Origin of the sequence: Cupriavidus phytohabitans, assembly GCF_017815025.1 — a bacterium.
GTDB lineage: Bacteria > Pseudomonadota > Gammaproteobacteria > Burkholderiales > Burkholderiaceae > Cupriavidus.
The window spans coordinates 52,234-75,574 of the sequence record NZ_JAGIQB010000009.1; the positions used below are offsets into that span (position 1 = coordinate 52,234).

At 66.1% G+C, this 23,341-nt stretch carries 22 protein-coding genes; 5 read left to right on the forward strand and 17 right to left on the reverse strand.

The features are described 5' to 3' along the window. The first annotated feature begins 15 nt into the window (after nucleotides 1-15). The 4 genes from pepE to J8I34_RS08300 all read left to right on the forward strand — a co-directional run bounded on the left by pepE (nucleotide 16) and on the right by J8I34_RS08300 (nucleotide 3,449). Entirely contained in the window at nucleotides 16-732 is a 717-nt protein-coding gene (gene pepE / locus J8I34_RS08285; RefSeq protein ID WP_209805803.1) for a dipeptidase PepE, read from the forward strand. Between the two features lie 29 nt (nucleotides 733-761). Further along, nucleotides 762-1,685, forward strand: a complete 924-nt coding sequence (locus J8I34_RS08290; protein WP_209805804.1) for a DUF1177 domain-containing protein — start codon at nucleotides 762-764, stop codon at nucleotides 1,683-1,685. Further along, entirely contained in the window at nucleotides 1,682-2,389 is a 708-nt protein-coding gene (locus tag J8I34_RS08295; protein ID WP_209805805.1) for an AroM family protein, read from the forward strand. Before J8I34_RS08290 ends, J8I34_RS08295 begins: the two co-directional genes overlap by 4 nt. Before the next feature lie 67 nt (nucleotides 2,390-2,456). Beyond that, a complete protein-coding gene (locus J8I34_RS08300; protein WP_115661856.1) occupies nucleotides 2,457-3,449 on the forward strand; it encodes a Bug family tripartite tricarboxylate transporter substrate binding protein in 993 nt (330 codons plus the stop codon). A 24-nt stretch (nucleotides 3,450-3,473) separates the two neighbouring features. On the opposite strand, the gene truB is transcribed toward J8I34_RS08300, so the two are convergent. The 8 genes from truB to J8I34_RS08340 all read right to left on the reverse strand — a co-directional run bounded on the left by truB (nucleotide 3,474) and on the right by J8I34_RS08340 (nucleotide 14,258). Next, complete coding sequence (truB, locus tag J8I34_RS08305; protein WP_209805806.1) at nucleotides 3,474-4,430, reverse strand: tRNA pseudouridine(55) synthase TruB; 957 nt, start codon at nucleotides 4,428-4,430, stop codon at nucleotides 3,474-3,476. Between the two features lie 85 nt (nucleotides 4,431-4,515). Further along, a complete protein-coding gene (gene rbfA / locus J8I34_RS08310; RefSeq protein WP_029046201.1) occupies nucleotides 4,516-4,884 on the reverse strand; it encodes a 30S ribosome-binding factor RbfA in 369 nt (122 codons plus the stop codon). 59 nt (nucleotides 4,885-4,943) lie between these two features. Further along, a complete protein-coding gene (gene infB / locus J8I34_RS08315) occupies nucleotides 4,944-7,835 on the reverse strand; it encodes a translation initiation factor IF-2 (RefSeq protein ID WP_029046200.1) in 2,892 nt (963 codons plus the stop codon). Nucleotides 7,836-7,925: 90 nt separating this feature from the next. Continuing rightward, nucleotides 7,926-9,401 (reverse strand): transcription termination factor NusA, encoded by a 1,476-nt coding sequence (gene nusA / locus J8I34_RS08320; protein WP_029046199.1) that lies wholly within the window; start codon nucleotides 9,399-9,401, stop codon nucleotides 7,926-7,928. After that, on the reverse strand, nucleotides 9,398-9,886 hold the full coding sequence (gene rimP / locus J8I34_RS08325) for a ribosome maturation factor RimP (protein ID WP_029046198.1): 489 nt from the start codon (nucleotides 9,884-9,886) through the stop codon (nucleotides 9,398-9,400). Before rimP ends, nusA begins: the two co-directional genes overlap by 4 nt. 300 nt (nucleotides 9,887-10,186) lie before the next feature. Further along, a complete protein-coding gene (gene rluB, locus J8I34_RS08330; protein WP_209805807.1) occupies nucleotides 10,187-12,070 on the reverse strand; it encodes a 23S rRNA pseudouridine(2605) synthase RluB in 1,884 nt (627 codons plus the stop codon). A gap of 5 nt (nucleotides 12,071-12,075) precedes the next feature. Beyond that, a complete protein-coding gene (scpB, locus tag J8I34_RS08335; RefSeq protein WP_209805808.1) occupies nucleotides 12,076-12,942 on the reverse strand; it encodes an SMC-Scp complex subunit ScpB in 867 nt (288 codons plus the stop codon). 557 nt (nucleotides 12,943-13,499) lie between these two features. Beyond that, entirely contained in the window at nucleotides 13,500-14,258 is a 759-nt protein-coding gene (locus J8I34_RS08340; protein ID WP_029046195.1) for a sulfite exporter TauE/SafE family protein, read from the reverse strand. Between the two features lie 76 nt (nucleotides 14,259-14,334). Between J8I34_RS08340 and fnr the strand changes: the two genes are divergently transcribed. Further along, entirely contained in the window at nucleotides 14,335-15,060 is a 726-nt protein-coding gene (gene fnr, locus J8I34_RS08345; protein ID WP_029046194.1) for a fumarate/nitrate reduction transcriptional regulator Fnr, read from the forward strand. A 61-nt stretch (nucleotides 15,061-15,121) separates the two neighbouring features. On the opposite strand, the gene J8I34_RS08350 is transcribed toward fnr, so the two are convergent. The 9 genes from J8I34_RS08350 to J8I34_RS08390 all read right to left on the reverse strand — a co-directional run bounded on the left by J8I34_RS08350 (nucleotide 15,122) and on the right by J8I34_RS08390 (nucleotide 23,255). Continuing rightward, nucleotides 15,122-15,367, reverse strand: coding sequence for a hypothetical protein (locus J8I34_RS08350; RefSeq protein WP_029046193.1), 246 nt, complete (start codon nucleotides 15,365-15,367; stop codon nucleotides 15,122-15,124). Then, nucleotides 15,364-15,573 carry a FixH family protein gene (locus J8I34_RS08355; RefSeq protein WP_029046192.1) on the reverse strand — a complete coding sequence of 70 codons (210 nt, stop codon included), beginning with the start codon at nucleotides 15,571-15,573 and terminating at the stop codon, nucleotides 15,364-15,366. The genes J8I34_RS08350 and J8I34_RS08355 overlap by 4 nt, the downstream gene beginning before the upstream one ends. 35 nt (nucleotides 15,574-15,608) lie before the next feature. Beyond that, nucleotides 15,609-17,081 (reverse strand): cytochrome c oxidase accessory protein CcoG, encoded by a 1,473-nt coding sequence (gene ccoG, locus J8I34_RS08360; RefSeq protein ID WP_209805809.1) that lies wholly within the window; start codon nucleotides 17,079-17,081, stop codon nucleotides 15,609-15,611. Between the two features lie 49 nt (nucleotides 17,082-17,130). Beyond that, nucleotides 17,131-18,048 (reverse strand): cytochrome-c oxidase, cbb3-type subunit III, encoded by a 918-nt coding sequence (gene ccoP, locus J8I34_RS08365; protein ID WP_029046190.1) that lies wholly within the window; start codon nucleotides 18,046-18,048, stop codon nucleotides 17,131-17,133. A gap of 2 nt (nucleotides 18,049-18,050) precedes the next feature. Beyond that, a complete protein-coding gene (locus J8I34_RS08370; protein ID WP_010809472.1) occupies nucleotides 18,051-18,215 on the reverse strand; it encodes a cbb3-type cytochrome oxidase subunit 3 in 165 nt (54 codons plus the stop codon). A gap of 3 nt (nucleotides 18,216-18,218) precedes the next feature. After that, complete coding sequence (gene ccoO, locus J8I34_RS08375) at nucleotides 18,219-18,914, reverse strand: cytochrome-c oxidase, cbb3-type subunit II (protein ID WP_209805810.1); 696 nt, start codon at nucleotides 18,912-18,914, stop codon at nucleotides 18,219-18,221. Nucleotides 18,915-18,932: 18 nt separating this feature from the next. Continuing rightward, the gene (ccoN, locus tag J8I34_RS08380) at nucleotides 18,933-20,381 is read right to left on the reverse strand and encodes a cytochrome-c oxidase, cbb3-type subunit I (protein ID WP_209805811.1); all 1,449 of its coding nucleotides are present in this window, start codon (nucleotides 20,379-20,381) and stop codon (nucleotides 18,933-18,935) included. A 164-nt stretch (nucleotides 20,382-20,545) separates the two neighbouring features. Beyond that, complete coding sequence (ccoS, locus tag J8I34_RS08385) at nucleotides 20,546-20,692, reverse strand: cbb3-type cytochrome oxidase assembly protein CcoS (protein ID WP_029046187.1); 147 nt, start codon at nucleotides 20,690-20,692, stop codon at nucleotides 20,546-20,548. 7 nt (nucleotides 20,693-20,699) lie between these two features. Further along, a complete protein-coding gene (locus tag J8I34_RS08390; RefSeq protein WP_209805812.1) occupies nucleotides 20,700-23,255 on the reverse strand; it encodes a heavy metal translocating P-type ATPase in 2,556 nt (851 codons plus the stop codon). Nucleotides 23,256-23,341 lie beyond the last annotated feature (86 nt).

Consider the following 23,341-nt stretch of genomic DNA (forward strand, 5'->3'; position numbering starts at 1 on the left):
CGGCAGCTCAATCCCATGGAACTCCTGTTACTCAGCAACTCCTCCAGCGACGCGGGCTACCTCGTCCATGCCCACGACGCCATCCGCGAACTGGCCGGCGGACGCACCCGTGCCTGCTTCCTGCCGTTCGCCGGCGTCACGCGCGACTGGGGCACGTATGAAGCATTGGTGCGCGACGCACTGGCCCCGGCCGGCATCGAAGCGCACTCCCCACACCGGCTCTCCGATGCCGACTGCGTGCGGGCGGTGGAAGCGGCCGAACTGATCGTCATCGGTGGCGGCAACACCTTCCGCCTGCTGCAATGCCTGCGCGAGCGCGGCCTGCTGCCCGTCATCGCGCGCCAGGTGGCTGCGGGCGCCGCGCGCTATATCGGCTGGAGCGCGGGCACCAACGTCGCCTGCCCGAGCATCCGCACCACCAACGACATGCCGGTCGCCGACCCCGGCGGCCTCGATGCGCTCGCGCTGGTGCCCTTCCAGATCAACCCGCACTACTTCAACCTGCTGGTGCCGGGCTTCCGCGGCGAAACCCGTGACCAGCGCCTGGCCGAGTTCACGGTGCTGCAGCCGCGGATGCCGGTGCTGGGCCTGCCCGAAGGCAACTGGGTGCGCGTATCGGGCGATCGCATGGAGATGGGCGGCGCGCATGGCGCACGCTGGTTCCTTGGCCAGGAGATCGAAGACGTCGCCCCCGGCGCATTGTCGGTGCCGGCCTGCGCCACTGCCATCTGACCCATCGCAATACAGGAAAGCCAAGCAAGATGTCCATCAAGCAGGTGATTGAATCGATCGAGCTGCTGTCCGCAGCCAATGTCGACGGCGCAGCCGTTGCCACTTTGCTGCGCGCGCGCGGCATCAGCGACGTCACGGTGACGCGCGTGGAAGAGAACGGCCTCTACACCGACTTCCTCGCCTGCACCCTGCCCGGCCGCAATCCCGACGCGCCCGCGCTGGGCGTGGTCGGCCGCCTCGGCGGCGTGGGCGCCCGCCCGGCCGTGACCGGCCTGGTGTCCGATGCCGACGGCGCCATCGTCGCGGTCGCCACCGCGCTGAAGCTGGCCGACATGGCCGCCGGCGGCGACGTGCTGGCCGGCCCGGTCCGCATCCACACGCATATCTGCCCGCACGCTGCCACGCGTCCGCACCAGCCGGTGCCGATGATGAAGTCGCCCTTCGCCATGCGCACGATGATGTCGCACGAGGTCCATCCGCAAATGGCGGCGATCCTGTCGGTCGATACCACGCGTGGCAACCGCTTCGTCAACCGGCGCGGCGTCGCGCTGACGCCGGTAGCCAAGGAAGGCTGGCTGCTGCGGCTGCCCGAACGCATGCTGGACCTGATCGGGTGGGTCAGCGGCGAGCTGCCGGTGGTGCTGCCGCTGACCACGCAGGACATCACGCCTTACGAGAACGGCCTGTGGCACGTCAATTCGATCATGCAGCCCGCCATCGTCACCGATGCACCGGTGGTCGGCGTGGCGCTGACCGCGCAGACCACGGTGCCGGGCTGTGCGACTGGCGTGACCAACGCCCATGATCTGGATGTGGCCACGCGCTTCTGCATCGAGGTCGCGAAGCTGTTCGGCCAGGGCCAGTGCTCCTTCTACGGCGTGGACGAGTGGGCCGAACTGCAGCGGCGCTACGGCTCGCTGGCGCACTTGCAAACCGTCGGGGTGGCGGCATGAGCGCCACGGCGGAACGGCTGCCGCGCGTGGCCTTCGTCACCATCGGCCAGGCGCCGCGGACCGACGTGGTGCCGCAGATACTGGCCGACCTGGGCCTGCCGGTGGCGGCGGAAGAATTCGGCATCCTCGACGACCTCGACGCGGACCAGATCGCCGCACTCGCCCCGGCAGGCGACGAGTACCGCTTTGCCAGCCGCCTGCGCGACGGCTCGCAGGCGGTAATGGGCAAGCCGGTGGCCGAAGCCATGCTCGCGCGGCTGATGGCCTCGCTGGACGATGGCCGCTTCGACGCGCTGGTGCCGCTGTGCACGGGCACCGCGCTGCCGCCGATGCGCACGCTGGTGATCGAGCCGCAGCAGGTGGTGGATCACCTGACCGTCGCGCTCGCCCAGGGATGCAAGCGGCTCGGCATCGTGCTGCCCCTGGAAGGCCAGGTCGGCAGCTTTCACCTGATCGGGCCGGTGTCCTGTGAATTGCGCGTTACGCATGCCTCCCCTTATACCGACACCGGCACCGGCCGTTTCGCGCAGGCCGGTGAAACGCTGCGCGGCTGCGACCTGGTGGTGATGCATTGCATGGGCTACACCGAGGCGATGCGCGCCGAAGTCGCGCGCCATGCCGGAGCGCCGGTGCTGCTCTCGAACCGGATGGTAGCCACGCTGCTCGGCCAGGTGCTGGATGGCCGCAGCGGGCACGGCCTGTGATCCTGCTTACGGGTAAGGGCAAGCCCGCTGACAGATTGCCTGTGACACTGCTGGGGTGGAAGTAACGATGGAAAAGGTGGCGAAGTGGATGGGGCCGCTGCTGCGCGGCATGGTGTGCATGAGCCTGGGCGCGGTAGCGGCAACGGGGGCGCATGCGCAGGAGTGGAAGCCGTCGAAGCCGGTGCGGTTGCTGGTCGGCTTCGCGCCGGGTGGTTCCGCCGACCTGCTGGCGCGGCTGGTGCAGGGACCGCTGTCGGAAAGCCTCGGCGTGCCGGTGGTGGTGGAAAACGTGCCGGGCGCGGGCGGCAATATCGCCGCCGACAAGCTGGCCAAGGCGCCGGCCGACGGCTACACCATCGGCATGGGCGCAGCCGGTGCGATGGCGGTGACGCATGTGCTCAACCCGAAGGGCACGCCGTACAAGGCGGATGACTTTACGCCGATCGCCATGCTGGCGACGCAGCCCAACGTGGTGATCATCAACCCGGCCCTGCCAGTCAAGTCGATGGCAGATTTCACTGCGTACGTGAAAAAGACGCCACAGGTCACCTATGGCACCGCGGGCGTCGGCACCTCCAACCACCTGATCGCCGAAACCATGCTGCATCGCCTCGGCGTCGACATGGTCCACGCGCCGTACAAGGGCGCCACGCCGGTGATCACCGACCTGATGGGCGGCCATATCGCCATGACCGTCGACAACATCACCACGGCGGCACAGCTGGCCAAGTCCGGCAAGGTCCGCGCCATCGCCGTCACCGGCAGCAAGCGCTCGCCACTGTTGCCCGACGTGCCGACGCTGGCCGAGAGCGGGCTGAAGGATTTCAACATGCCGACCTGGCAAGGGATCTTCGGCCCGAAGGACCTGCCCAGGCCGATCGTCGCCCGCTACAACCAGGCACTGGTGAAGGCGCTGGCGAATCCGGAAGTGAAGAAGAAGATGGCGGAATTCGGCTCCGAGCCGGTCGGCGACACGCCGGAGCATTTCGCCGGGTTCCTGGCACAGGACCGCAAGATGTGGGCCGATGTGATCAAGGCAGCGAAAATCACGCTCGACTGATCCGCTACCGGCAAGGAGCGGCGCCTACAGCTTGACCAGCCGCTCCGGCCGCAAAGCGCCCTCGCGCATACGGGCGACGCCGAGCAGGCGCGCTGGCGCGCCTGCATAAACGCGCGCCAGCACGCCTTCCGCGATATCGGAGCCATCGGGCAGGTCCCGGCGCGCAATGCGCTGCCCCTGCAGGAAGCGCGAAGCGGCAGCTTCGTCCAGCGTCACGGGCGGGCTTTTCTGCAGCAAGGCGTCGACCGGGGCCAGCATGCCTGGGCGCGCGGCATCGTCCTGATGCTCGATCTGCTCGAGCGTCACCGCACCGTCCAGCGTCAGGTCGCCCACGGCAATGCGGCGCAGCCCGGTCAGGTGGGCGCCGCAGCCCAGCGCCTCGCCGATATCCTCGGCCAGCGTGCGGATGTAAGTGCCCTTGCTGCAGGTCACGCGCATGGTAAACGCGGCCGTGGTGAACGACGGGGGCAGCGCGCAATCCAGCAGTTCGATCGCGTGGATGGTGACACGGCGCGCGGCGCGCTCGACCGTCTGCCCTGCGCGCGCGTACTCGTACAGCGGGCGGCCATCTTTCTTCAGCGCCGAATGCATCGGCGGCACCTGTTCGATCTCGCCGGTAAAGCGCGCCAGCGCCTGCTCCACCGCGGCGCGGTCGCAGGTCACCTCACGGATATCGAGCAATTCGCCCTCGGCATCGCCGGTACTGGAGCGCGCACCCAGCCGCACCACGGCGTCATAGGTCTTGTCCGCTTCCAGCAGGTCCTGCGAAAACTTGGTGGCCTCGCCGAAGCACAGCGGCAGCAAGCCTGTGGCCAGCGGGTCGAGCGTGCCGGTATGCCCGGCCTTGTTGGCGCGCAGCAGGCGCTTGGCGCGCACCAGCGCATCGTTGGACGACAGGCCCAGCGGCTTGTCGAGCAGCAGCACACCATGGACGTCGCGGCGCGGCAGGCGCGGCGGACGAGCGGCGTTGGATTCGGTCATCGGAGGAAACAGGAGCGACGCTGATGCGGCGCGGCTTGCGGCCCTGCGGGACGCGTTGCCCATGCCTGGCGGCACGGGCACCGGCTCAGTCGTCTTTCGAACGCGTGGCGTTCGCTTCGTTGATCAGCTTGGACATCTCGATCGCGTGTTCGACCGAGGTATCGTGCAGGAAACGCAGCGTCGGCACGGTGTGGATGTGCAGGCGCTTGTACAGCAGCGAGTGCAGGAAGCCGGCCTTCTCGTTGAGAATGGCTTCGGCCGTTGCCGGCTCGGCACCCAGCACTGTGAAGTGCACCTTGGCGTGGGCATAGTCCGGCGTCAGCGTGACCGACTGCAGCGTGACCAGGCCCAGGCGCGGGTCGCGCAGCTCGCGCTGGATCATCTCGGCCAGGTCCTTCTGGATCTGGTCGGAGATGCGGAGGTTGCGGGAGGAGATATTGCCTTTCTTGGCCATTCAATACTGTTCTGCTGAGATGACAACGGCAGGCCGAGGCCTGCCGTTGCTTGCGACGCTTACAGCGTACGCGCCACCTCGGTGATTTCGTACACCTCGAGCTGGTCGCCTTCCTGAACATCGTTGAAGTTCTTGATCGACAGACCGCACTCGAAGCCTTGCTTCACTTCCTTGACGTCGTCCTTGAAGCGCTTCAGCGAATCGAGCTCGCCGCTGAAGATGACCACGTTGTTGCGCAGCACGCGCACCAGCGAGGAGCGCTTGACCACGCCATCGGTGACCATACAACCCGCCACCGCGCCGACCTTCGGCACGCGGAACACCTGGCGCACCTCGACCGTGCCGGTCGTGGTCTCGCGCTTCTCCGGCGCCAGCATGCCGGACATCGCCGCCTTGATCTCGTCTACCGCATCGTAAATGATGTTGTAGTAGCGGATATCGATGCCGTTGTGCTCGGCCAGCTTGCGCGCGCCGGCGTCGGCACGCACGTTGAAGCCGATGATGACCGCCTTCGACGCCGTCGCCAGGTTGACGTCGGACTCGGAGATGCCACCCACGCCGCCGTGCACGATCTGCACGCGCACTTCGGCGGTCGACAGCTTCTGCAGCGATTGCACCAGCGCTTCCTGCGAACCCTGCACGTCGGCCTTGACGATCAGCGGCAGCGTCTGCACTTCGCCTTCCGTCATCTGCTCCAGCATGTTCTCGAGCTTGGCGGCCTGTTGCTTGGCCAGCTTCACGTCGCGGAACTTGCCCTGGCGGAACAGCGCGATTTCGCGCGCCTTGCGCTCGTCCGGCAGCACCAGCACTTCCTCACCGGCGGCAGGCACTTCCGACAGACCCTGGATTTCCACCGGGATCGACGGACCAGCTTCCTTGGTCGGCTTGCCGTTCTCGTCCAGCATGGCACGCACGCGGCCGTAGGCGCTGCCAGCCAGGACCACGTCGCCACGCTTGAGCGTGCCGCTGCTGACCAGGATGGTAGCGATCGGGCCCTTGCCCTTGTCGAGCTGGGCCTCCACCACCAGGCCCTTGGCCGGGGCTTCCACCGGAGCCTTCAGCTCCAGCACTTCGGCTTGCAGGAGCACTTGCTCGAGCAAGTCTTCCACACCTGTACCCATCTTGGCGGACACCGGCACGAACGGCGAATCGCCACCGTATTCTTCCGGCACCACCTGCTCGGCCACCAGCTCCTGCTTCACGCGGTCCGGGTTGGCGTCGGGCTTGTCAATCTTGTTGATTGCCACCACGATGGGCACGCCGGCAGCCTTGGCGTGCGCGATCGCTTCCTTGGTCTGCGGCATCACGCCGTCGTCGGCCGCGACCACCAGGATCACGATGTCGGTCGCCTTGGCACCGCGGGCACGCATGGCCGTAAAGGCCTCGTGACCAGGGGTGTCCAGGAAGGTGATCACGCCACGGTCGGTTTCCACGTGGTAGGCACCGATGTGCTGCGTAATGCCGCCGGCTTCGCCCGCGGCAACCTTGGTGCGGCGGATGTAGTCCAGCAGCGAGGTCTTGCCGTGGTCGACGTGACCCATCACGGTCACCACCGGCGGGCGCGGCAGCAGTTCGGCGTCGGTGTGTTCTTCACCGTCCACCACCAGCAGCGCTTCCGGATCGTCCAGCTTGGCGGCGAACGCCTTGTGGCCCATTTCTTCCACCACGATCATGGCGGTTTCCTGGTCCAGCACCTGGTTGATGGTCACCATCTGGCCGAGCTTCATCATCTGTTTGATGACCTCGGACGCCTTGACGGCCATCTTGTGGGCCAGGTCGGCCACGGAGACGGTCTCGGGCACGTGCACTTCACGCACCACCGGTTCGGTCGGCGCCTGGAAGCTGCTGCGGCTGTCGTCGTGCTGCTGCTGCCTGCCGCCACGGCCACGCGGGCCACCGCGCCAGCCGCCCACGCCGCCCGACGAATCGCCGCGCGTCTTCAGGCCGCTGCCCTTCTTGCGGCTGCTGTCGTCCTGCCAGCCTGCCTTCACGACCTTGCCCTTCTTGTCGGCGGTTGCCGTGGTCGTGGTCGTGGTGGCCGGCTTCTTGTCGTCTTTCTTCGCTTCCGTGGTCGCACCGGCCGGCTTCACCGGTTTGTGCAGCGTACCGGTCTGCTCGGCCTTCTTTTCTTCAGCCTTGCGCTCGGACGGCGCCTTCAGCACGCGCGGAGGTGCGTTCAGCATCTGCTGGATCGCACGAGCCTCGGCTTCGGCAGCCTCGCGGCGCTTGCGCGCAGCGACTTCCTGCTCGGCGCGGGCCTTGTCGGCAGCGGCCTTGGCCTCGTCCGCAGCCTTCTGCGCCTCGGCGCGTTCAGCGGCGACGCGGGCCTTCTCGTCCTCGGCCTTCTTGCGCGAGGAGTCTTCCGCGGCCTCGGTCACGGCGCGCGACGCGGCAGCCTCTTCCTCCACCTTCTTGGCGGCGAGTTCCGCCTGGCGGCGCTGTTCCGCTTCCAGGGCTTCCTGCTGGGCGCGGCGCTCGGCTTCCTCACGCTCGGCTGCCTCGCGGGCGGCCTTTGCTTCGGCTTCCTGGCGCGCCAGCAGTTCGGCCTGACGGCGTTCTTCCTCGTCGCGGCGTGCCTGTTCGGCAGCCTCGGCCGCGGCCGCTGCATGCCCTTCGGCGGCATCCGCCTGGACTTCAGGCTGGGCTTCGTCGCGCTTGATCAGCACGCGCTTCTTGCGCACCTCAACCTGGACGGTGCGAGTCTTGCCGGTGCCATCCGACTGGCGGATCTCCGAGGTCTCGCGCTTGGTCAGCGTAATCTTCTTGCGGGCGCTGTCGTCGGCCTGGCCGTGCGAGCGCTTCAGATAGTCCAGCAGCCTGGTCTTATCCGATTCCGTGATGATGTCTTCTGGCGCAGCTTTGCCCACCCCAGCCGCCTGCAATTGTTCCAGCAGGGCAGCTGCGCTGCGACTCAGTTCTGCGGCCAGTTGGGCAACTGTTGTGCTTGCCATTCAAACCCTTTCAATGCTTGGTGTCTTCGTCGGGACAAATCGTATGCGGAAAGCGCGCCCGGGCTGGTGTCGGCAGCCCGGCCGTGTCCCTCAGTTGAACCAATGTTCCCGTGCTTTCATGATCAGCGCCTTGGCTTCTTCCTCGGTGACGCCCGTCATCTCGACCAGTTCGTCGACGGCCAGTTCGGCCAGGTCGTCACGCGTGTGGATGTCACCTTCGGCCAATTTGCCGATCAGTTCCGGGTTCAGGCCGTCGAGCGATCGCAGATCCTGCGACACCTCTTCCACCTTTTCTTCCCGGGCCAGTTCCATCGTCAGGAGCGCATCACGCGCGCGGTTGCGCAGCTCGTTGACGGTGTCTTCGTCAAAGGCCTCGATCTCCATCATTTCACTGATGGGGACATAGGCCACTTCTTCCAGCGTGGAGAAGCCTTCCTCGATCAGGATGTCCGCCACTTCCTCATCCACGTCCAGCTTGGACATGAACAGCTTGCGCACGACATCGCTCTCTTCGGCCTGCTTCTGCGCCGATTCTTCCTGCGTCATGATGTTGATTTGCCAGCCGGTCAGTTCGGACGCCAGGCGTACGTTCTGGCCACTGCGGCCGATGGCGACGGCGAGGTTTTCCTCGTCGACCACCACGTCCATGCTGTGCTTCTCTTCATCGACAACGATCGACTGCACTTGCGCAGGTGCCAGCGCGCCGATCACAAACTGCGCCGGGTCTTCCGACCACAGCACGATATCCACGGCCTCGCCGCCGATCTCGTTGCGCACCGCGGTCACGCGCGTACCGCGCACGCCAACGCAGGTGCCGATCGGGTCGATGCGCTTGTCATGCGCGACCACCGCGATCTTGGCACGCACGCCCGGATCACGGGCGGCGGCCTTGATTTCCAGCAGGCCCTGTTCCATTTCCGGCACTTCGTTTTCGAAGAGCTTGATCAGGAACTCAGGGGCAGTGCGCGACAGCTCGATCTGCGGGCCGCGCGCGGCGCGGTCCACATTCAGGATATACGCACGCACACGGTCGCCGGTGCGCAGGTTTTCCTTCGGGATGATCTGGTCGCGGGCCAGCAGCGCTTCCACGCGGCCGGATTCCACGATCAGGCCCTTCTTGTCGGCGCGCTTGACCGTGCCGGTCATGATCTTCTCGCCGCGATCGAGGTAGTCGTTCAGGATCTGCTCGCGCTCGGCGTCGCGGATGCGCTGCAGGATCACCTGCTTGGCCGCCTGCGCGCCGATACGGCCGAACTCGACCGACTCGATCTGCTGCTCGATGTAGTCGCCAAGCTCAAGGCTGGGATTCTCATCGCGGGCTTCGAACAGCAGGATCTGCTTGTCCGGCTCCTGCAGGCCCTGTTCGTCGGGAACGACCAGCCAGCGGCGGAAGGTTTCATGCTCGCCCGACTCGCGATCGATCGCGACCCGGATATCCACGTCTTCTTCGAAACGCTTCTTGGTGGCCGAGGCGAGCGCCGCCTCCAGGGCACCGAATACCACATCCTTGTCGACGTTCTTCTCACGCGCAAGCGCATCGACGAGCAACAGAACTTCGCGGCTCATTGCTTGTTCCCTTTTCTTTGATTTCCTTTGAAGTCGAATACCGGCACCAGGCGTGCCTTGTCGACATCGGATACGGCAAATTCCAGCAGTGCCGGGCCATCCTTGCCCTCGAACTCCAGGCCGACCTTTTCCGCGCCGGCCTCGCCGGCCGGCTCGCGCAGGATGCCCGTGAAGTTCTTCTGCCCGTTGACCGGCAGGCGCAGCGTCACGCGCGCCTCGGCGCCGGCAAAGCGGACGTAGTCAGCCAGCTTCTTCAGGGGCCGGTCCAGTCCGGGCGACGAGACCTCGAGGCGTTCGTAGTCGACGTTCTCGACCGTGAACACGTGGGTGAGCTGGCGGCTCACCTTTTCACAATCCTCGATGGCAATGCCGGTTTCAGGCTGATCGATATAGACACGCAACAATCCGGCCGGGGCACGCTCGAGCTCAACCAGCTCATATCCCATGCCGTTAAGGGTGGTTTCGATCAAATCTGCCAGATGCACTGTTATCCCGAGTAATGGCCATCAACACCGTGGCAGGCAAACCCGCCGCGGCCGTCCGGGACGACCCTGCTGCAGTGCTGCCTGTCCGCCATCCCCACGCGCCGGGGCGCGGGACCGAATTCGGGCGAACCAAAAAAAAATGGGCGCAATGCCCATCATTCGCCCACCCTCGGCGAGGATGGCTTTTTGAATAGACTTGAATTATACGCAGATTATGTCGAAAAGGCAAAAGCCAGACATACTCACACGTTACTTGCCGCGCCGGCGGGCTCTCCGACCGCCGTGCGCAGCATCTGCCACTCAGCGGTTGCCGCCCCGGCTGCCCCCACGGTTTCCACCGCGGTTGCCGCCACCGCCACCGCCACCGCCACCACCGCCGCCACGCTGGGTACGGTTTCCGCCCTGCTTCGCCGCCTTCGGCATGACATTTCCGTTCGGTTCGCCACCGCCACGACGCTGCGGCTTGCCTTGCCCGCCAAGGCCGGCGCCACCGCCACCACGCGCCTGGCGCGTGCCGGTGCCGCGACCGCCGCCAAGGTTGGCCGCGTGCGAGGTCAATAGCGTGGGGCCATGACTGATGTAGCCCATCGACGTCTTCATCGGATCCGGCTGGCCGCCGCGGCTGCCGCCCCGTGCACCGCCTTGCTCGTAGCGCGGCAGGCCATCCATGCCTGTGTGCATCGGCATGCCGGCAATCGCCGCTTCGGTGCGCTGCTTGCGCCCGCCGACCTTGGTCGCGCCCTTGCCGGACTGCTCTCCCTTGCCCGGCACCTTCAGGCCGACCGAGGTCATCAGCGCCTTGACGTCATTGGGCTCGACCTCCTGCCAGCGGCCGCGCTTGAGGCCGCGCGGCAGCAGGAACTGGCCGTAGCGCGTGCGGATCAGGCGCGACACGGTCAGGCCGACCGCCTCGAACATGCGCCGCACTTCGCGGTTACGACCTTCGGTCAGCGCCACGTGGTACCACTGGTTAACGCCCTCGCCGCCGCCATCCGCGATGCGCAGGAAGTTGGCCTCGCCGTCGTCCAGCTTGATACCGTGCAGCAGGCGCTGGCGATCGGCTTCGGCCAACTCGCCCAGCGTGCGCACCGCGTATTCACGCTCGACGCCGTAACGCGGGTGCATGAAGCGGTTGGCGATATCGCCCGAGGTGGTGAAGATCAGCAGGCCTTCCGTATTGAAGTCCAGCCGGCCAACGGCGACCCACTTGCCGGTCTTGATGCGCGGCAGGCTGTCGAACACGGTCGGACGGCCTTCAGGATCCGACTGGCTGACGATTTCGCCGGCCGGCTTGTGGTACAGCAGCACGCGCGGCGGCTTGCTCGACACCTTGCGGTGGATCAGCTTGCCGTTGACGCGCACCTGGTCGGCCGGCAGGATACGCTGGCCGATATGCGCCGGCAGGCCGTTGACCGAAACCCGACCCTGCAGGATCAGCTCTTCCATTTCGCGGCGCGAGCCCAGGCCGCCTTCGGCCAGCACCTTGTGCAGCTTCGGGGCGTCGTCCTCGGCCGACAGCTCGCGCACCGGCTTCGCCTTGGTGCGCGGGATGACCGTGTCTTCCTTGTCGTACTGCTCGGAAATCACAAAGCGGAACAGGTCGTCGCTGCTGGCCGCGGCCTTGTCGGCGCCGCCCTGGCCCTTGCGCTGGCCCTGCGGCTTGGCACCCTCCCTGCGGCGGCCCTGCGGCTGACGGCCGGCAGCGCCCTGCCCCTCGGCCGGCGCGGCTGACTTGCCGCCACGCGGGTTCGGCTTGCGCTTGCGGGCCGCCTGCTCACCCTTGTCTGCCTTCTCGGATCTTTCGGCTTTCTCGCCCCGATCAGCCCTTTCAGCCCTGGGCGCCTTGTCGGCCGGCGCCTGCGGCGCCTGGCCGCCCTCGCCCTGAGCCGGCTTGCGCTTGCCGCGGCCACGCTGGGCACCGCGCCCGCCGGCCGCCGCAGCCGCTTCTGCGGCTTCGCCGGGCACGCCAGCCTCGGCGCCTTCGGCGCGACCGGCATCGCGATCTTGCGTCGCCTGGCGGCGCGACGCCACCAGGTTCCTGAGCCCTCGGCGCAGCCCCTTGCGGCGGGGCGCGGCTTCGCTGCCCGATCCGGGTTCTGCGGCGCCGGGGTCGGCGGGTGCGCCCGCGTGGCGGGCGTCTTGCTCAACGGAATCAGACAAGGTATTCACTATCGGATGTTGCATGTTGTTCAGTTCGGCACGCGCTCGTCGTGCTCGCTCGGGTGCGGCGTGGCGCCGTCGTCCGGCAGTTCACCCCGCACCCCCTCCGGATCGGAATCGGCAGGATTGGCCGGTTCGGTTGGTTCGCCTTCTGCGCCCGGCTCCTCCGCCCCATGCTGGCGCGGCTGCAGGTCGAATCCGTTGGCAATGTCGCCGTCCGTGGATGCCTGGCTGGCATCCACGGCGTCTGGCTCGCCGTCGGCGAATGCCTCGGCCTGTGCCGGCTGGGCAAACGCTTCTTCATCGGCACTACCGGGCTTGCCTGCCGCCAGCGCCTCGAAATCGATGGCCTGCTGGTCCAGCAGCGTTGCCTGCGCCTGCGCCTGGGCATCCTCCAGCGGAGGCAACTCGTCCAGCGTGCGCAGCCCAAGATCATCCAGGAAGGCCTTGGTGGTGGCATACAGGGCCGGCCGGCCCGGCACGTCGCGGTGGCCAATCACTTCGATCCAGCTGCGGTCTTCCAGCTTCTTGATGACTTCCGTGCTGACCGTCACTCCGCGGATTTCCTCGATATCGCCGCGCGTCACCGGCTGGCGATAAGCGATGATCGCCAGCGTCTCCATCACGGCACGCGAGTACTTCGGCGGCTTTTCCGGATTCAGGCGGTCAAGGTATTCGCGCATCTCGGGGCGGCTCTGGAAGCGCCAGCCGCTGGCCAGCGACACCAGTTCCACGCCGCGCGGGCGCCAGTCCTGGCGCAGTTCCTCCAGCAGCACGCGGACGGTGTCCGCGCCGACGTCGTCGGCGAACAGCCGCCGCAGATCATTGACGCGCAAAGGCTCCTGCGCGCAGATCAGCGCCGTCTCGAGGACGATTTTCGCCTCTTGGGTATTCATGTTGATGGTGTGCAGCCTGTCTTTGCACCTGCTCCCGGACGGATCCGGGGCACCGGAGATTTTGGATACAGCGATGCCAATGCCATCGCCATCTCATCGCGCAGCTCACCCGGATACTCGCCGCATCCAAGCCGTGCACTTCCCTTTCTTTGCATCGAGTTGCCGGGTCACTCCGGCAGGAGATCGTTCGCATGCCGCCATGGGCCGGTCAGCGAACCTCTTGCGTGTCGCGTCCGTACAACGGACGGCGCTGTCGGCGAACTGAACGCCTCGGACGCAAGAAAAACGGATATCGGGAGCAAGGCCGGCATCTCCAACACCTCAGTGCCAGCCGGGCTTTTGAACCAGATCTTTTGAACCGGATGGACCGCGGGACGGGCCGGGCATCGAACTACCAACGCTTCCCGCCGCCGTGGGCGCACCTTCTGGCAGGAAGGCCGCTGGCGCTGCTCGCCGCTGCTTACAAAACACCGCGCGATACCGCAATGCTGGCGATTGTATGGCATTCCCACCCTCGCCCGCAACCACCATTCGCCGCGTTGCGCGCCCCATGCGTCTCAGAAGACCAGACAGAAACCCTGCTCTGCCAGCGAATGTGGCAGCAACACGGCGCGCGCCAGGCCAAGGGCCCCGAACGCCATGACCGCCACGCCCGCGCCCACGCGGACCCCGCGCCGCCGGGACAGGCTGCGCAGGTAGCCGGACAACCCCGACAACACCAGCAGGTTGGGCAGCGTGCCCACGCCAAACACGCCCATCACGAGCGCACCGGAACCGGCATTGCCGGCCAGCAGCGCCAGCGTCAGCGCCCCATAGACCATGCCGCACGGAACCAGCCCCCAGGCCAGGCCAACACCGTAGCGCCTGGCCAGCCCCCCATGCGCACGCACGAACCTGGGCATGCCGCCCCCCAGCCGGCCGAGCACCCGCGCCACGCCGCTGCCCGCCCGCATCGCCAGCCGCTCCAGCCAGGCCACGGTAAAGGCATTGCCGCGCAGCAAGCGCCAGCCCGACCACAACAGCATGGCACTGCCGGCGCCGAACAGCCAGCGCTGCACCGGCAGGTAATCCTGCCTCCACGCGCCAGCGCCGACCGCGCCCAGCAGCGCGCCGAGCAGCATATAGGTCGAAATCCTGCCCAGGTGCATTGCCAGCAACTCGCCGGCCCAGGCAGCGCGGCTGCGCACGAAGGTCATGGTCACGGCGCCGCCACGCGGCTGCTCGACGGCCAGCGCGATGCCGCCACACATTGCCGCGCAATGCACGCCGCCCAGCAATGCCAGCATAAAAACGCTAATTAGCACACCCAATGGCAAATCTGACTCCCTGCCTCATCACATCGCACGGTAAAATGTCGTATCGCGCCCCCGCATCCACTCTTGCAGGTTCCAATTGCTCACCTCCATTCCAATCACCGAGATGTCGCCCCGTTGCTCTACATGCGCGATGGGGCAACTGTGCCTTCCGGTTGGCATGTCCCAGCAGGACCTCACCAAGATGGACAAGCTGGTGCAGGAACGCATCCGGGTCCATAAGGGTGAGACCTTGTATCGCATGGGCGACCCCCTCACCGCGGTTTATGCCATTCGCTTCGGCACGCTGAAAACGCATGTCACGACCGAAGACGGCCGTTCACAGATTACCGGCTTCCACCTGCCTGGCGAAATCGTCGGCCTCGACGGCCTCGGCGAGATGCAGCATGCTTCGGACGCGACCGCGCTGGAAGATACCGAAGTCTGCGTAGTCCGCCTTGGCGACCTGCAGACGCTGTCTGCAGACCTACCTTCGCTGCAGCATCAGTTCCTGCGGCTGATGGGCAAGGAAATCACGCATGACCAGCTGATGCTGGTGACCCTCGGCTCGATGCGCGCCGAAGAACGCCTGGCCGCGTTCCTGATCAACCTGTCGGAGCGCCTGTCTGAGCGCGGCTACTCGTCGACCGAATTCGTGATGCGCATGAGCCGCGAGGAGATCGGCAGCTACCTGGGCCTGAAACTCGAAACCGTCAGCCGCCTGTTCTCGCGTTTCGCCGAAGCCGGCCTGATCCAGATTCGCCAGCGCCACGTCAAGCTGGTGGATCTCGCCGGCATCAAGCAGCTCTACAGCCGCAGCTGCTGACCCTTCCCTCCGCTTCGCCGCGTTGCGCTTGCGCCGCGCGCGGCGGCGCAAGCATCGACCATCACTCCAACTCGTCGGTATCGCTCAGCCGGGTCGGCATCGTGTACAGCGTCAACCCGCTGGACAGCGCGCAGAAGATCCACGCCAGCAGGAAGCTCATCGTATAGATCGATTCGCGCGACGCCTCAATCGGATGCCCGAAGAACTTCAGGTCACCAGGATCCACGACGGAGAACACAGTCGCGGTGGCGAAGCCCGCCATCAGGAACCCCGGCCACAAGACCCACATCAGCCAGCGCAACCTCATGGCTGCCTCGCTGCGCTCGACTGAGGCCGAGCCGCCTCGGCCTTCTCGACCACCAGTCCATGGCGCGTTGCACCTTGCACCGGCACGTCAGGGTGCGACGACGCCAGCCAGATAGTGACGCCGCACGCCACCATCGCGACCAGCGGGCCGCTCATCAACAGCCACGGCCACGGCTCCTTCCACCACGGATTGCCTTGCTGATTCATCATGCCCCCTTGAATTCTGCACCTAGCGCCTGCCGTCACAGTCCGCGCGGCACGATAAAGCTGGTGCTTTGCCGGATTTCGGCGTTGCCCCGCTCAGTTCCTTCACTGGTCACCGTCACGCTGATCTTGTGCGTGCCTTGCGCCGCGTCATCGATCGGCACGCGTATGCGGATCGGCAACAGCCGGTTCGACGTCGGCGCCAGCGATTCGGCCTGCTTGTCGTATTCGACCGTCAGGTTCTTCAGCTCGTCACTGTCGGCTCGCACACTGATGTGCATCGGCCCTTCGGTCGTGTTGATCAGTTGCAGGCGATAGACGTTCTCGATCCAGCGGCCTTCGACCTCCCGGCCCAGTGCGCCACGGTCGCGGATGATGTCCACCTTCAGCGGCGTGCGCAGCGCGATCGAAGCCACGAAGCCGGCAAGCAGCGCGACCCAGATCACGGAATAGATGATGACACGCGGACGCAGCAAGCGCTTGCGCGACGCAGCCGCCGACAGCGCCTTGCGCATGGCATTCTCCGACGTGTACCGGATCAGGCCGCGCGGATAGGACATCTTGTCCATCACCTGGTTGCAGGCGTCGATGCACGCGCCGCAGCCTATGCATTCATACTGCAGGCCATCGCGGATGTCGATGCCGGTCGGGCATACCTGCACGCAGATGCTGCAGTTGACGCAATCGCCCAGGCCCGCCTGGTGATGGTCGGTCTTGCGCGAACGGCTGCCGCGCGGCTCGCCCCGGCCGATGTCGTAGGTCACGACGTAAGTGTCGCGGTCGACCATCACGCTCTGGAAACGCGCATACGGGCACATGTATTTGCATACCTGCTCACGCATGAAACCCGCGTTGCCCCAGGTGGCAAACGCATAGAACAGCATCCAGAAGGTCTGCCACGGGCCCAGCGACAGGCTCGCCAGCTCGCCGCCCAGCTCACGGATCGGCGCGAAGTAGCCGATGAAGGTGAAGCCTGTCCACAACGCGATCAGTATCCACAGGAAATGCTTCGTGGCCTTGATGCGCAGCTTGCGCAGGCTCCAGGGATCGCCGTCCAGCCGGATGCGCGCGATGCGGTCCCCTTCGATCCGCCGCTCGATCCACATGAAGATCTCGGTGTAGACCGTCTGAGGACAGGCATAGCCGCAGAACAGCCGCCCGGCGATCGCCGTGAACAGGAACAGCGCCAACGCCGAGATGACCAGCAGGACGGCGAGATAGATGACGTCCTGCGGCCACAGCACCAGCCCGAAGATATAGAACTTGCGCTCGCCAAGGTCGAACAGCACGGCCTGGCGTCCGTTCCACTGTAGCCAGGGCGTGCCGTAGTAAATCAGCTGCGTGAAGAGGACCAGCCAGACGCGCCAGCTGGAAAAAGCGCCCGTGACCGAGCGCGGATAGATCTTGCGCCGGACCTCGTACAGCGTTTCATCCGAGGTCTCGGCAGGCGCAGCGGCCGGCCGCTGGCGGTCGGCCGCCCGGGCCACTTCTTCGGTCCCGGGTGCGTTCATGGATGGTTTCTCCCGCGGGCGGCCCGCGCCCGCTCAGATGAGTCGCCTGTCATTGGCCGGCACCCCCGCCGGTATTGGACAGACCCCAGACATAGGCCGTCAGCATGCGGATCCGCTCTGGCGTCAGGATCTCTTCATGTGCCGGCATATGGTTGTTATGCCCCTTCAGGATGGCGTCGACAATGCTGCCTTCCGAACTGCCATACAGCCACACGTTATCGGAGAGGTTCGGAGCGCCCAGTGCCTGGTTGCCCTTGCCGCCGGCACCGTGGCAAGCCGCGCAGGTCGACTTGAAGGTGCTTTCGCCACGCGAGGCGCGGATGGGATCCGAAGACAATCCCGACAGCGAACGGACATACTGCGCCACATCGCCTGCCAGCTTGCCGTCAACGGTGGATGCAAACGGCGGCATCACGCCATTGCGGCCCTTGGTAATGGTCTGCCGGATGGTTTCGGGTTCGCCGCCATACAGCCAGTCGCCGTCGGTCAGGTTGGGGAAGCCGCGGCTGCCGCGTGCGTCAGAACCATGGCATTGCGCGCAGTAGTTCAGGAACAGCCGCTGGCCAATTTCGCGGGCCTGCGGATCCCCGGCCACCTGCTTGACATCCATCTTCAGGTACTTGGCATAGATCTCATTCTGCATCTTCTCCTGCGCGGCACGATGCGCCGCAAGTTCGCCCTGCGTGGAGAACTTCAGCACGCCTGCGTACTTGCCCAGGCCCGGATACAACACCAGGTAGACCAGGCCGAAGATGCAGGCCAGCAGGAACATCCACATCCACCAGCGTGGCAGCGGATTGTTCAGTTCGCGCAGGTCGTCGTCCCAGACATGGCCGGTGTCGTCGCCCGCGCTGGCGGTCTTGGTGATCTTGCGTTGCGAGAACAGCAGCCATACGCACCAGACGATGCCGACGAGCGCGATCGCGGCAATGTAGTAACCCCAGAAATCGGAAAAGAAATCGCTCATGGCTAGGTGTTCCGGCTCGATGTTGTCGTGGTTTCGTCAGGCAGCGCGAACGGCAGCATGGCGGATTCACGGTTGGCGGCCTGCCGGCCGGCCGACCAGGCCCACCAGCAGATGCCAAGGAAGACGACCATCGACACGACGGTCGCAATGGCGGTGATCATGGCCATGGCTTACTCCTTCGCCGGTGCAGCCGCTTCCGCTGCGGGCGCCGCCGGCGTAGCCGCTGCAGCGGTATCCACGCGGACATTGCGGCGATTGGTGCCCAGGCCCTGCAGGTAGGCCACCAGCGCGTCTTCCTCGGTCTTGCCCTTGAGCTCCTCCGGCGCCTTGGCGATATCGGCCTCGGTGTACGGCACGCCCAGCTTCACCAGCGCCCGCATGCGGGCCTGGATATCGTCGGTCGGCAGCGTTGCCTTCTCCAGCCATGGGTAGGAAGGCATGACCGACTCGGGCACCACATCGCGCGGATTGCGCAGGTGGATGCGCTGCCAGTCGTCCGAGTAACGTCCGCCAACGCGTGCCAGGTCGGGACCGGTACGCTTCGAGCCCCACAGGAACGGGTGGTCGTAGACGGACTCGCCCGCGGTCGAGAAGTGGCCGTAACGCTCGGTTTCGGCCTGCAGCGTACGCACCTGCTGCGAGTGGCAGCCGACGCAGCCTTCGCGGATGTAGACATCCCGGCCCATCAGCCGCAGCGGCGAATACGGCGTGATGCCCGGATCCGGCTTGGTCGTGGAGTGCTGGAAGAACAGCGGCACGATCTGCACCAGACCCGCGATGCTGACCACGAGGATCGTGCAGATGATCAGCCAGCCGATGTTCTTCTCCAGCGTTTCGTGGGAAAAGAATCTTTGTTTTTCCGACATCTTTCTATCCTGGAATGATCAGTGTGCGGAGGCGGGGATGCTGGCCGGGATCGGCGCATCCACGGCACGCTTGCCGACGATGGTCTTGGCGACGTTGTAGGCCATCAGCAGCATGCCGGACAGGAAGCAGATGCCACCCAGCAGACGGATCAGGTAGAACGGGTACTTGGCCTTGACCGCTTCGACGAAGGCATAGGTCAGCGTGCCATCAGGTTGCGTGGCGCGCCACATCAGACCTTCCATCACGCCGGCAATCCACATCGAGGCGATATACAGCACCACGCCGATGGTCGCGATCCAGAAATGCCATTCGATCAGGCGCACGCTGTACATCTGTTTTTCGCCGAACAGCCGCGGGATCAGGTAGTACAGCGACCCGATCGAGATCATTGCGACCCAGCCCAGAGCGCCGGAGTGTACGTGGCCGATGGTCCAGTCCGTGTAGTGCGACAGCGCGTTGACGGTCTTGATCGACATCATCGAGCCTTCGAACGTGGACATACCGTAGAACGACAGCGCCACTACCAGGAACTTCAGGATCGGGTCGGTGCGCAGCTTGTGCCAGGCGCCCGACAGGGTCATGATGCCGTTGATCATGCCGCCCCAGGAAGGCGCCAGCAGGATCAGCGAGAACACCATGCCCAGCGACTGCGCCCAGTCCGGCAGCGCTGTGTACTGCAGGTGGTGCGGGCCGGCCCACATGTAGGTGAAGTTCAACGCCCAGAAATGGACGATGGACAGGCGGTAGGAAAAGATCGGGCGCTCGGCCTGCTTGGGAATGAAGTAGTACATCATCCCGAGGAAGCTGGTGGTCAGGAAGAAGCCAACCGCGTTATGGCCATACCACCACTGAATCATCGCGTCCTGCACGCCGGCATAGGCCGAGTAGGACTTCCACAGCGACACCGGCATCTCGATGTTGTTGACGATGTGCAGCAGCGCGATGGTCAGGATGTAGGCACCGAAGAACCAGTTGGCGACGTAGATATGCCGCGTCTTGCGCTTGACGATGGTGCCGAAGAACACGATCGCATAAGCCACCCAGACCGCCGTGATCAGCAGGTCGATCGGCCATTCCAGCTCGGCGTATTCCTTCGAGGAGGTGATGCCCAGCGGCAGCGTGATTGCCGCGGCAACGATGACCAGTTGCCAGCCCCAGAACGTGAACGCCGCGAGCGGGCCGCAGAACAGGCGGGCCTGGCAGGTGCGCTGGACCACGTAGTACGAAGTCGCGAAAAGCGCGCTGCCGCCAAACGCAAAGATCACCGCATTGGTATGCAGCGGCCGCAGGCGGCCGAACGACAGCCAGGGCGTGTTGAAGTTGAGTTCAGGCCAGATCAGCTGTGCTGCCAGCAGCACGCCGACGGCCATGCCGACGATCCCCCAGACTACCGTCATGACAGCGAACTGTCTTACGACGCTGTAATTGAAGGTGTCGACGCGTGAAGACGCGGCAGTGACATCCATTCAGACCCCCAAAGCTTAGAGAAAAGAAAAAACCTACTGACGTTGTGACTTTAGAAAAACCCCGCCACCGGTGTGTTGATCTTTATCAAGTCGCCGAGGACGGGTAATGAACCTCGCGGCGAGGCCCCGGTCCGAGGCCGACGGCATGCCAAGACCTGGGCGCATCAGGGCTTGTCGTTGTCCAGCAGGATCGATTCCCCGGGCCGGTCGAGGTCATCGTACTGGCCCGCATGCAATGCCCACCACAACGCGGCGGCAATCACGACGACCAGCACCAGGCTCATCGGCACGAGCAGGTAAAGCGTTTCCATGCGGCTCCTAGACTCTCTTGCGGCCGGCGCGCAGCAAGCGCCAGGCGTTGGCCACCACCAGCAGCGACGACAGCGACATGCCGATACCGGCCATCCATGCCGTCACCAGCCCGGTCGCCGCAAGCGGGATCGCCACCATGTTGTAGAAGAATGACCAGCCCAGGTTCTGCCTCACCACGCGCCGCGCCTTGCGCGACACCGCCAGCGCTGTCGCAATCTCGTCGATGCCGCCGTGCGTGAGCACGGCGTCGGCGCCGGCCTGCGCCAGCGGCGCGCCGCTGCCGATCGCGATCGAAACTTGCGCCTGCGCCAGCACCGGCGCGTCGTTGATGCCGTCGCCCACGGCCAGCACCACCGCCCCGCCGTGCTGCAGCCGCGCGACGTAGTCGCGCTTGCCCTCGGGCGTCACTGCGCCGGCGACATGGCCGATGCCGAAGCGCTTTGCCCACCAGTGCACGGCCGCGGAGTTATCGCCCGAGACGAGGTGGCAGCTCACGCCCAGCTCACCGAGCCGCGCCAGCAGCGCCGACGTCTGCGCGCGCTCGACATCGGCCAGCACGAAGCTGGCGAGCACGCCGCCCTGCGCCGCCAGCCACACGACCGTGGCGCCGGGATGGGCCGGGTCCGCTACCGCCGGCCCTGGCATGGGAGTGCCACCGGTAACGAGGCCACGTACAAAATCTAGCTGACCGAGCCGCAGGCGGCGCCCGTCGACCGTGGCTTCCAGGCCCTGTCCGGGCACGTTGCGGATGCCGGTGACCGTGCTGGCATGGCCACCACCATCAGGCACTGCCGCGAGCAGCGCGCGCGCGATGGGGTGCTCGCCGCCGCGCTCCATCGCCGCGGCTAGTGCAAGGCATTGCGCCTCGCCAAGATCGGCCAGCGGCTGCACCGCGGCCACGGCAAAGCGTCCTTCGGTCAGCGTGCCGGTCTTGTCCAGCACCACATCGGTCACGCGCGCCAGCGTCTCCAGCGCATGGCCGCGCGTCAGCAGCACGCCGCGCCGCGACAATGCGGCGCCCGCGGCGGCCAGCGCGGCGGGCGTGGCCAGCGACAGCGCGCAGGGGCAGCTGACCACCAGCACCGCGATCGTCACCAGCAGAGCGCGTGATGGATCGATCCACAGCCCCCACACCAGCCCGGTCAGCGCCGCAAGCACCAGTAGCGTCGCCACGAACCAGCCGGCGACACGGTCGGCCAGCGTGGCCAGGCGGGGCTTTTCCGCCAGCGCGCGGTCGAGCACCGCCACGATCTCAGCCAGGCGCGTGCCGGCGCCCACGCACGACACACGCAGCTCCAGCGGGCTGGCGGTGTTGAAGCAGCCGGCGAGCACCGTTTCACCGGCACTGCGGCGCACCGGCCGGCTTTCGCCCGTCAGCATGGACTCATCCAGTTCGCTGGCGCCGGCGACGACGGTGCCGTCGGCGGGTACGATCTCGCCCGCCTTCACGCGGATCAGGTCGCCCTGGCGCAAACGTGCCACCGGGATGCGTTCACCCGTGGCCCCTATTCCGGCAAGCCGCTCGCAGGTGGCGGGCAGCTGGCGCGCCAGCATCTCGGCGCCGCTGCGCGATGCCTGGCGCACGCGCAGTTCCAGGTAGCGCGCCAGCAGCAGGAAGGCAACAAACATCGTCACCGAATCGAAATAGACCTCCCCGATGCCGCGCACAGTGGCCAGCGCGCTGGCGATAAACCCCGCGCCGACGCCGATGGCAACCGGCACGTCCATGCCCAGATGGCGCTGACGCAGGCTGCGCCAGGCGCCGGCAAAGATCGGCGATGCGGAATAGAAGACCACCGGCAACGTCAGCGCAAAGCTGGCCCAGCGCATCAGCTGCAGCTGGCCGGGGTCGATGGTGGCCTCGTGGGTATAGATCGGCCATGCATACATCATCACCTGCATCATGCCGAGCATGGCCACGGCCATCCGCATCAGCAGGCCGCGGCGCGCGCGGCGGTCCTGCTGGTCGGAGCGCGAGACCTCGAACGGCCACGCCATGTAGCCAATGCCGGCGAGCGCGGCCAGCAATCCGGCCACGGACTGCGTGCCCTCGCGCCAGCGCACCACCACGCGCCGAGTGGCGACATTGGCAACCGCGGACTCCACGCCGGGCTGGCGCGTCAGGTGCTGCTCGATCAGCCAGGCGCACGCGGCGCAACGGATGTTCTCCGGCGCCAGCGTGATCTCGGCGCGGCCATTGTCGAGCGGACGCACGAACTGGGTGCGTAATTCAGGGGTGTCGTAGGCGGCCCAGATTGGTTCGGCTTCGCGCCGCGCCGCATCGTCGATCGGGCGGGCAAAGCGGGCTTCATCCCCATAGAGATGGGCAAAGCCAGCCGCATGGAGCGTCTGCGCCAGCGCCTGGCAGCCGCCGCAGCAGAAGACCCTGCGTGCGCCGTCCAGTTCGGCTGCAAGTGGTTCGGCCTGCGCGACCGGCAGGCCGCAGTGGAAGCATGCGAGTTGCGCCCCGGCAGTGGCTGCGCCAGCGTTGACGGCAGGCGCCGCGGACGCTGCATGCAAGGCCAGCACGCTGGCGGAAGGGATGGTGGCTGGGGACGACATGGGGACCTTTTTCTACCCCCTGCAGGGTATAGGGCGGTCCCGGCATCGACCTTGATTTAGGTCAATGCGGCCCGGCTATCGTCGCG

Bases quoted from the DNA above. Each gene is read 5' to 3' on its own strand.
- J8I34_RS08300 (WP_115661856.1), top strand. From the start codon at position 2,457: ATGGAAAAGGTGGCGAAGTGGATGGGGCCGCTGCTGCGCGGCATGGTG.
- pepE (WP_209805803.1), top strand. From the start codon at position 16: ATGGAACTCCTGTTACTCAGCAACTCCTCCAGCGACGCGGGCTACCTC.
- J8I34_RS08370 (WP_010809472.1), bottom strand. From the start codon at position 18,215: ATGGCCATGATCACCGCCATTGCGACCGTCGTGTCGATGGTCGTCTTC.
- scpB (WP_209805808.1), bottom strand. From the start codon at position 12,942: ATGAATACCCAAGAGGCGAAAATCGTCCTCGAGACGGCGCTGATCTGC.
- ccoN (WP_209805811.1), bottom strand. From the start codon at position 20,381: ATGGATGTCACTGCCGCGTCTTCACGCGTCGACACCTTCAATTACAGC.
- J8I34_RS08295 (WP_209805805.1), top strand. From the start codon at position 1,682: ATGAGCGCCACGGCGGAACGGCTGCCGCGCGTGGCCTTCGTCACCATC.
- nusA (WP_029046199.1), bottom strand. From the start codon at position 9,401: ATGAGCCGCGAAGTTCTGTTGCTCGTCGATGCGCTTGCGCGTGAGAAG.
- rbfA (WP_029046201.1), bottom strand. From the start codon at position 4,884: ATGGCCAAGAAAGGCAATATCTCCTCCCGCAACCTCCGCATCTCCGAC.
- J8I34_RS08390 (WP_209805812.1), bottom strand. From the start codon at position 23,255: ATGTCGTCCCCAGCCACCATCCCTTCCGCCAGCGTGCTGGCCTTGCAT.
- ccoS (WP_029046187.1), bottom strand. From the start codon at position 20,692: ATGGAAACGCTTTACCTGCTCGTGCCGATGAGCCTGGTGCTGGTCGTC.
- J8I34_RS08290 (WP_209805804.1), top strand. From the start codon at position 762: ATGTCCATCAAGCAGGTGATTGAATCGATCGAGCTGCTGTCCGCAGCC.
- ccoP (WP_029046190.1), bottom strand. From the start codon at position 18,048: ATGAGCGATTTCTTTTCCGATTTCTGGGGTTACTACATTGCCGCGATC.
- rluB (WP_209805807.1), bottom strand. From the start codon at position 12,070: ATGCAACATCCGATAGTGAATACCTTGTCTGATTCCGTTGAGCAAGAC.
- ccoO (WP_209805810.1), bottom strand. From the start codon at position 18,914: ATGTCGGAAAAACAAAGATTCTTTTCCCACGAAACGCTGGAGAAGAAC.
- J8I34_RS08355 (WP_029046192.1), bottom strand. From the start codon at position 15,573: ATGAATCAGCAAGGCAATCCGTGGTGGAAGGAGCCGTGGCCGTGGCTG.
- J8I34_RS08350 (WP_029046193.1), bottom strand. From the start codon at position 15,367: ATGAGGTTGCGCTGGCTGATGTGGGTCTTGTGGCCGGGGTTCCTGATG.
- infB (WP_029046200.1), bottom strand. From the start codon at position 7,835: ATGGCAAGCACAACAGTTGCCCAACTGGCCGCAGAACTGAGTCGCAGC.
- ccoG (WP_209805809.1), bottom strand. From the start codon at position 17,081: ATGAACGCACCCGGGACCGAAGAAGTGGCCCGGGCGGCCGACCGCCAG.
- truB (WP_209805806.1), bottom strand. From the start codon at position 4,430: ATGACCGAATCCAACGCCGCTCGTCCGCCGCGCCTGCCGCGCCGCGAC.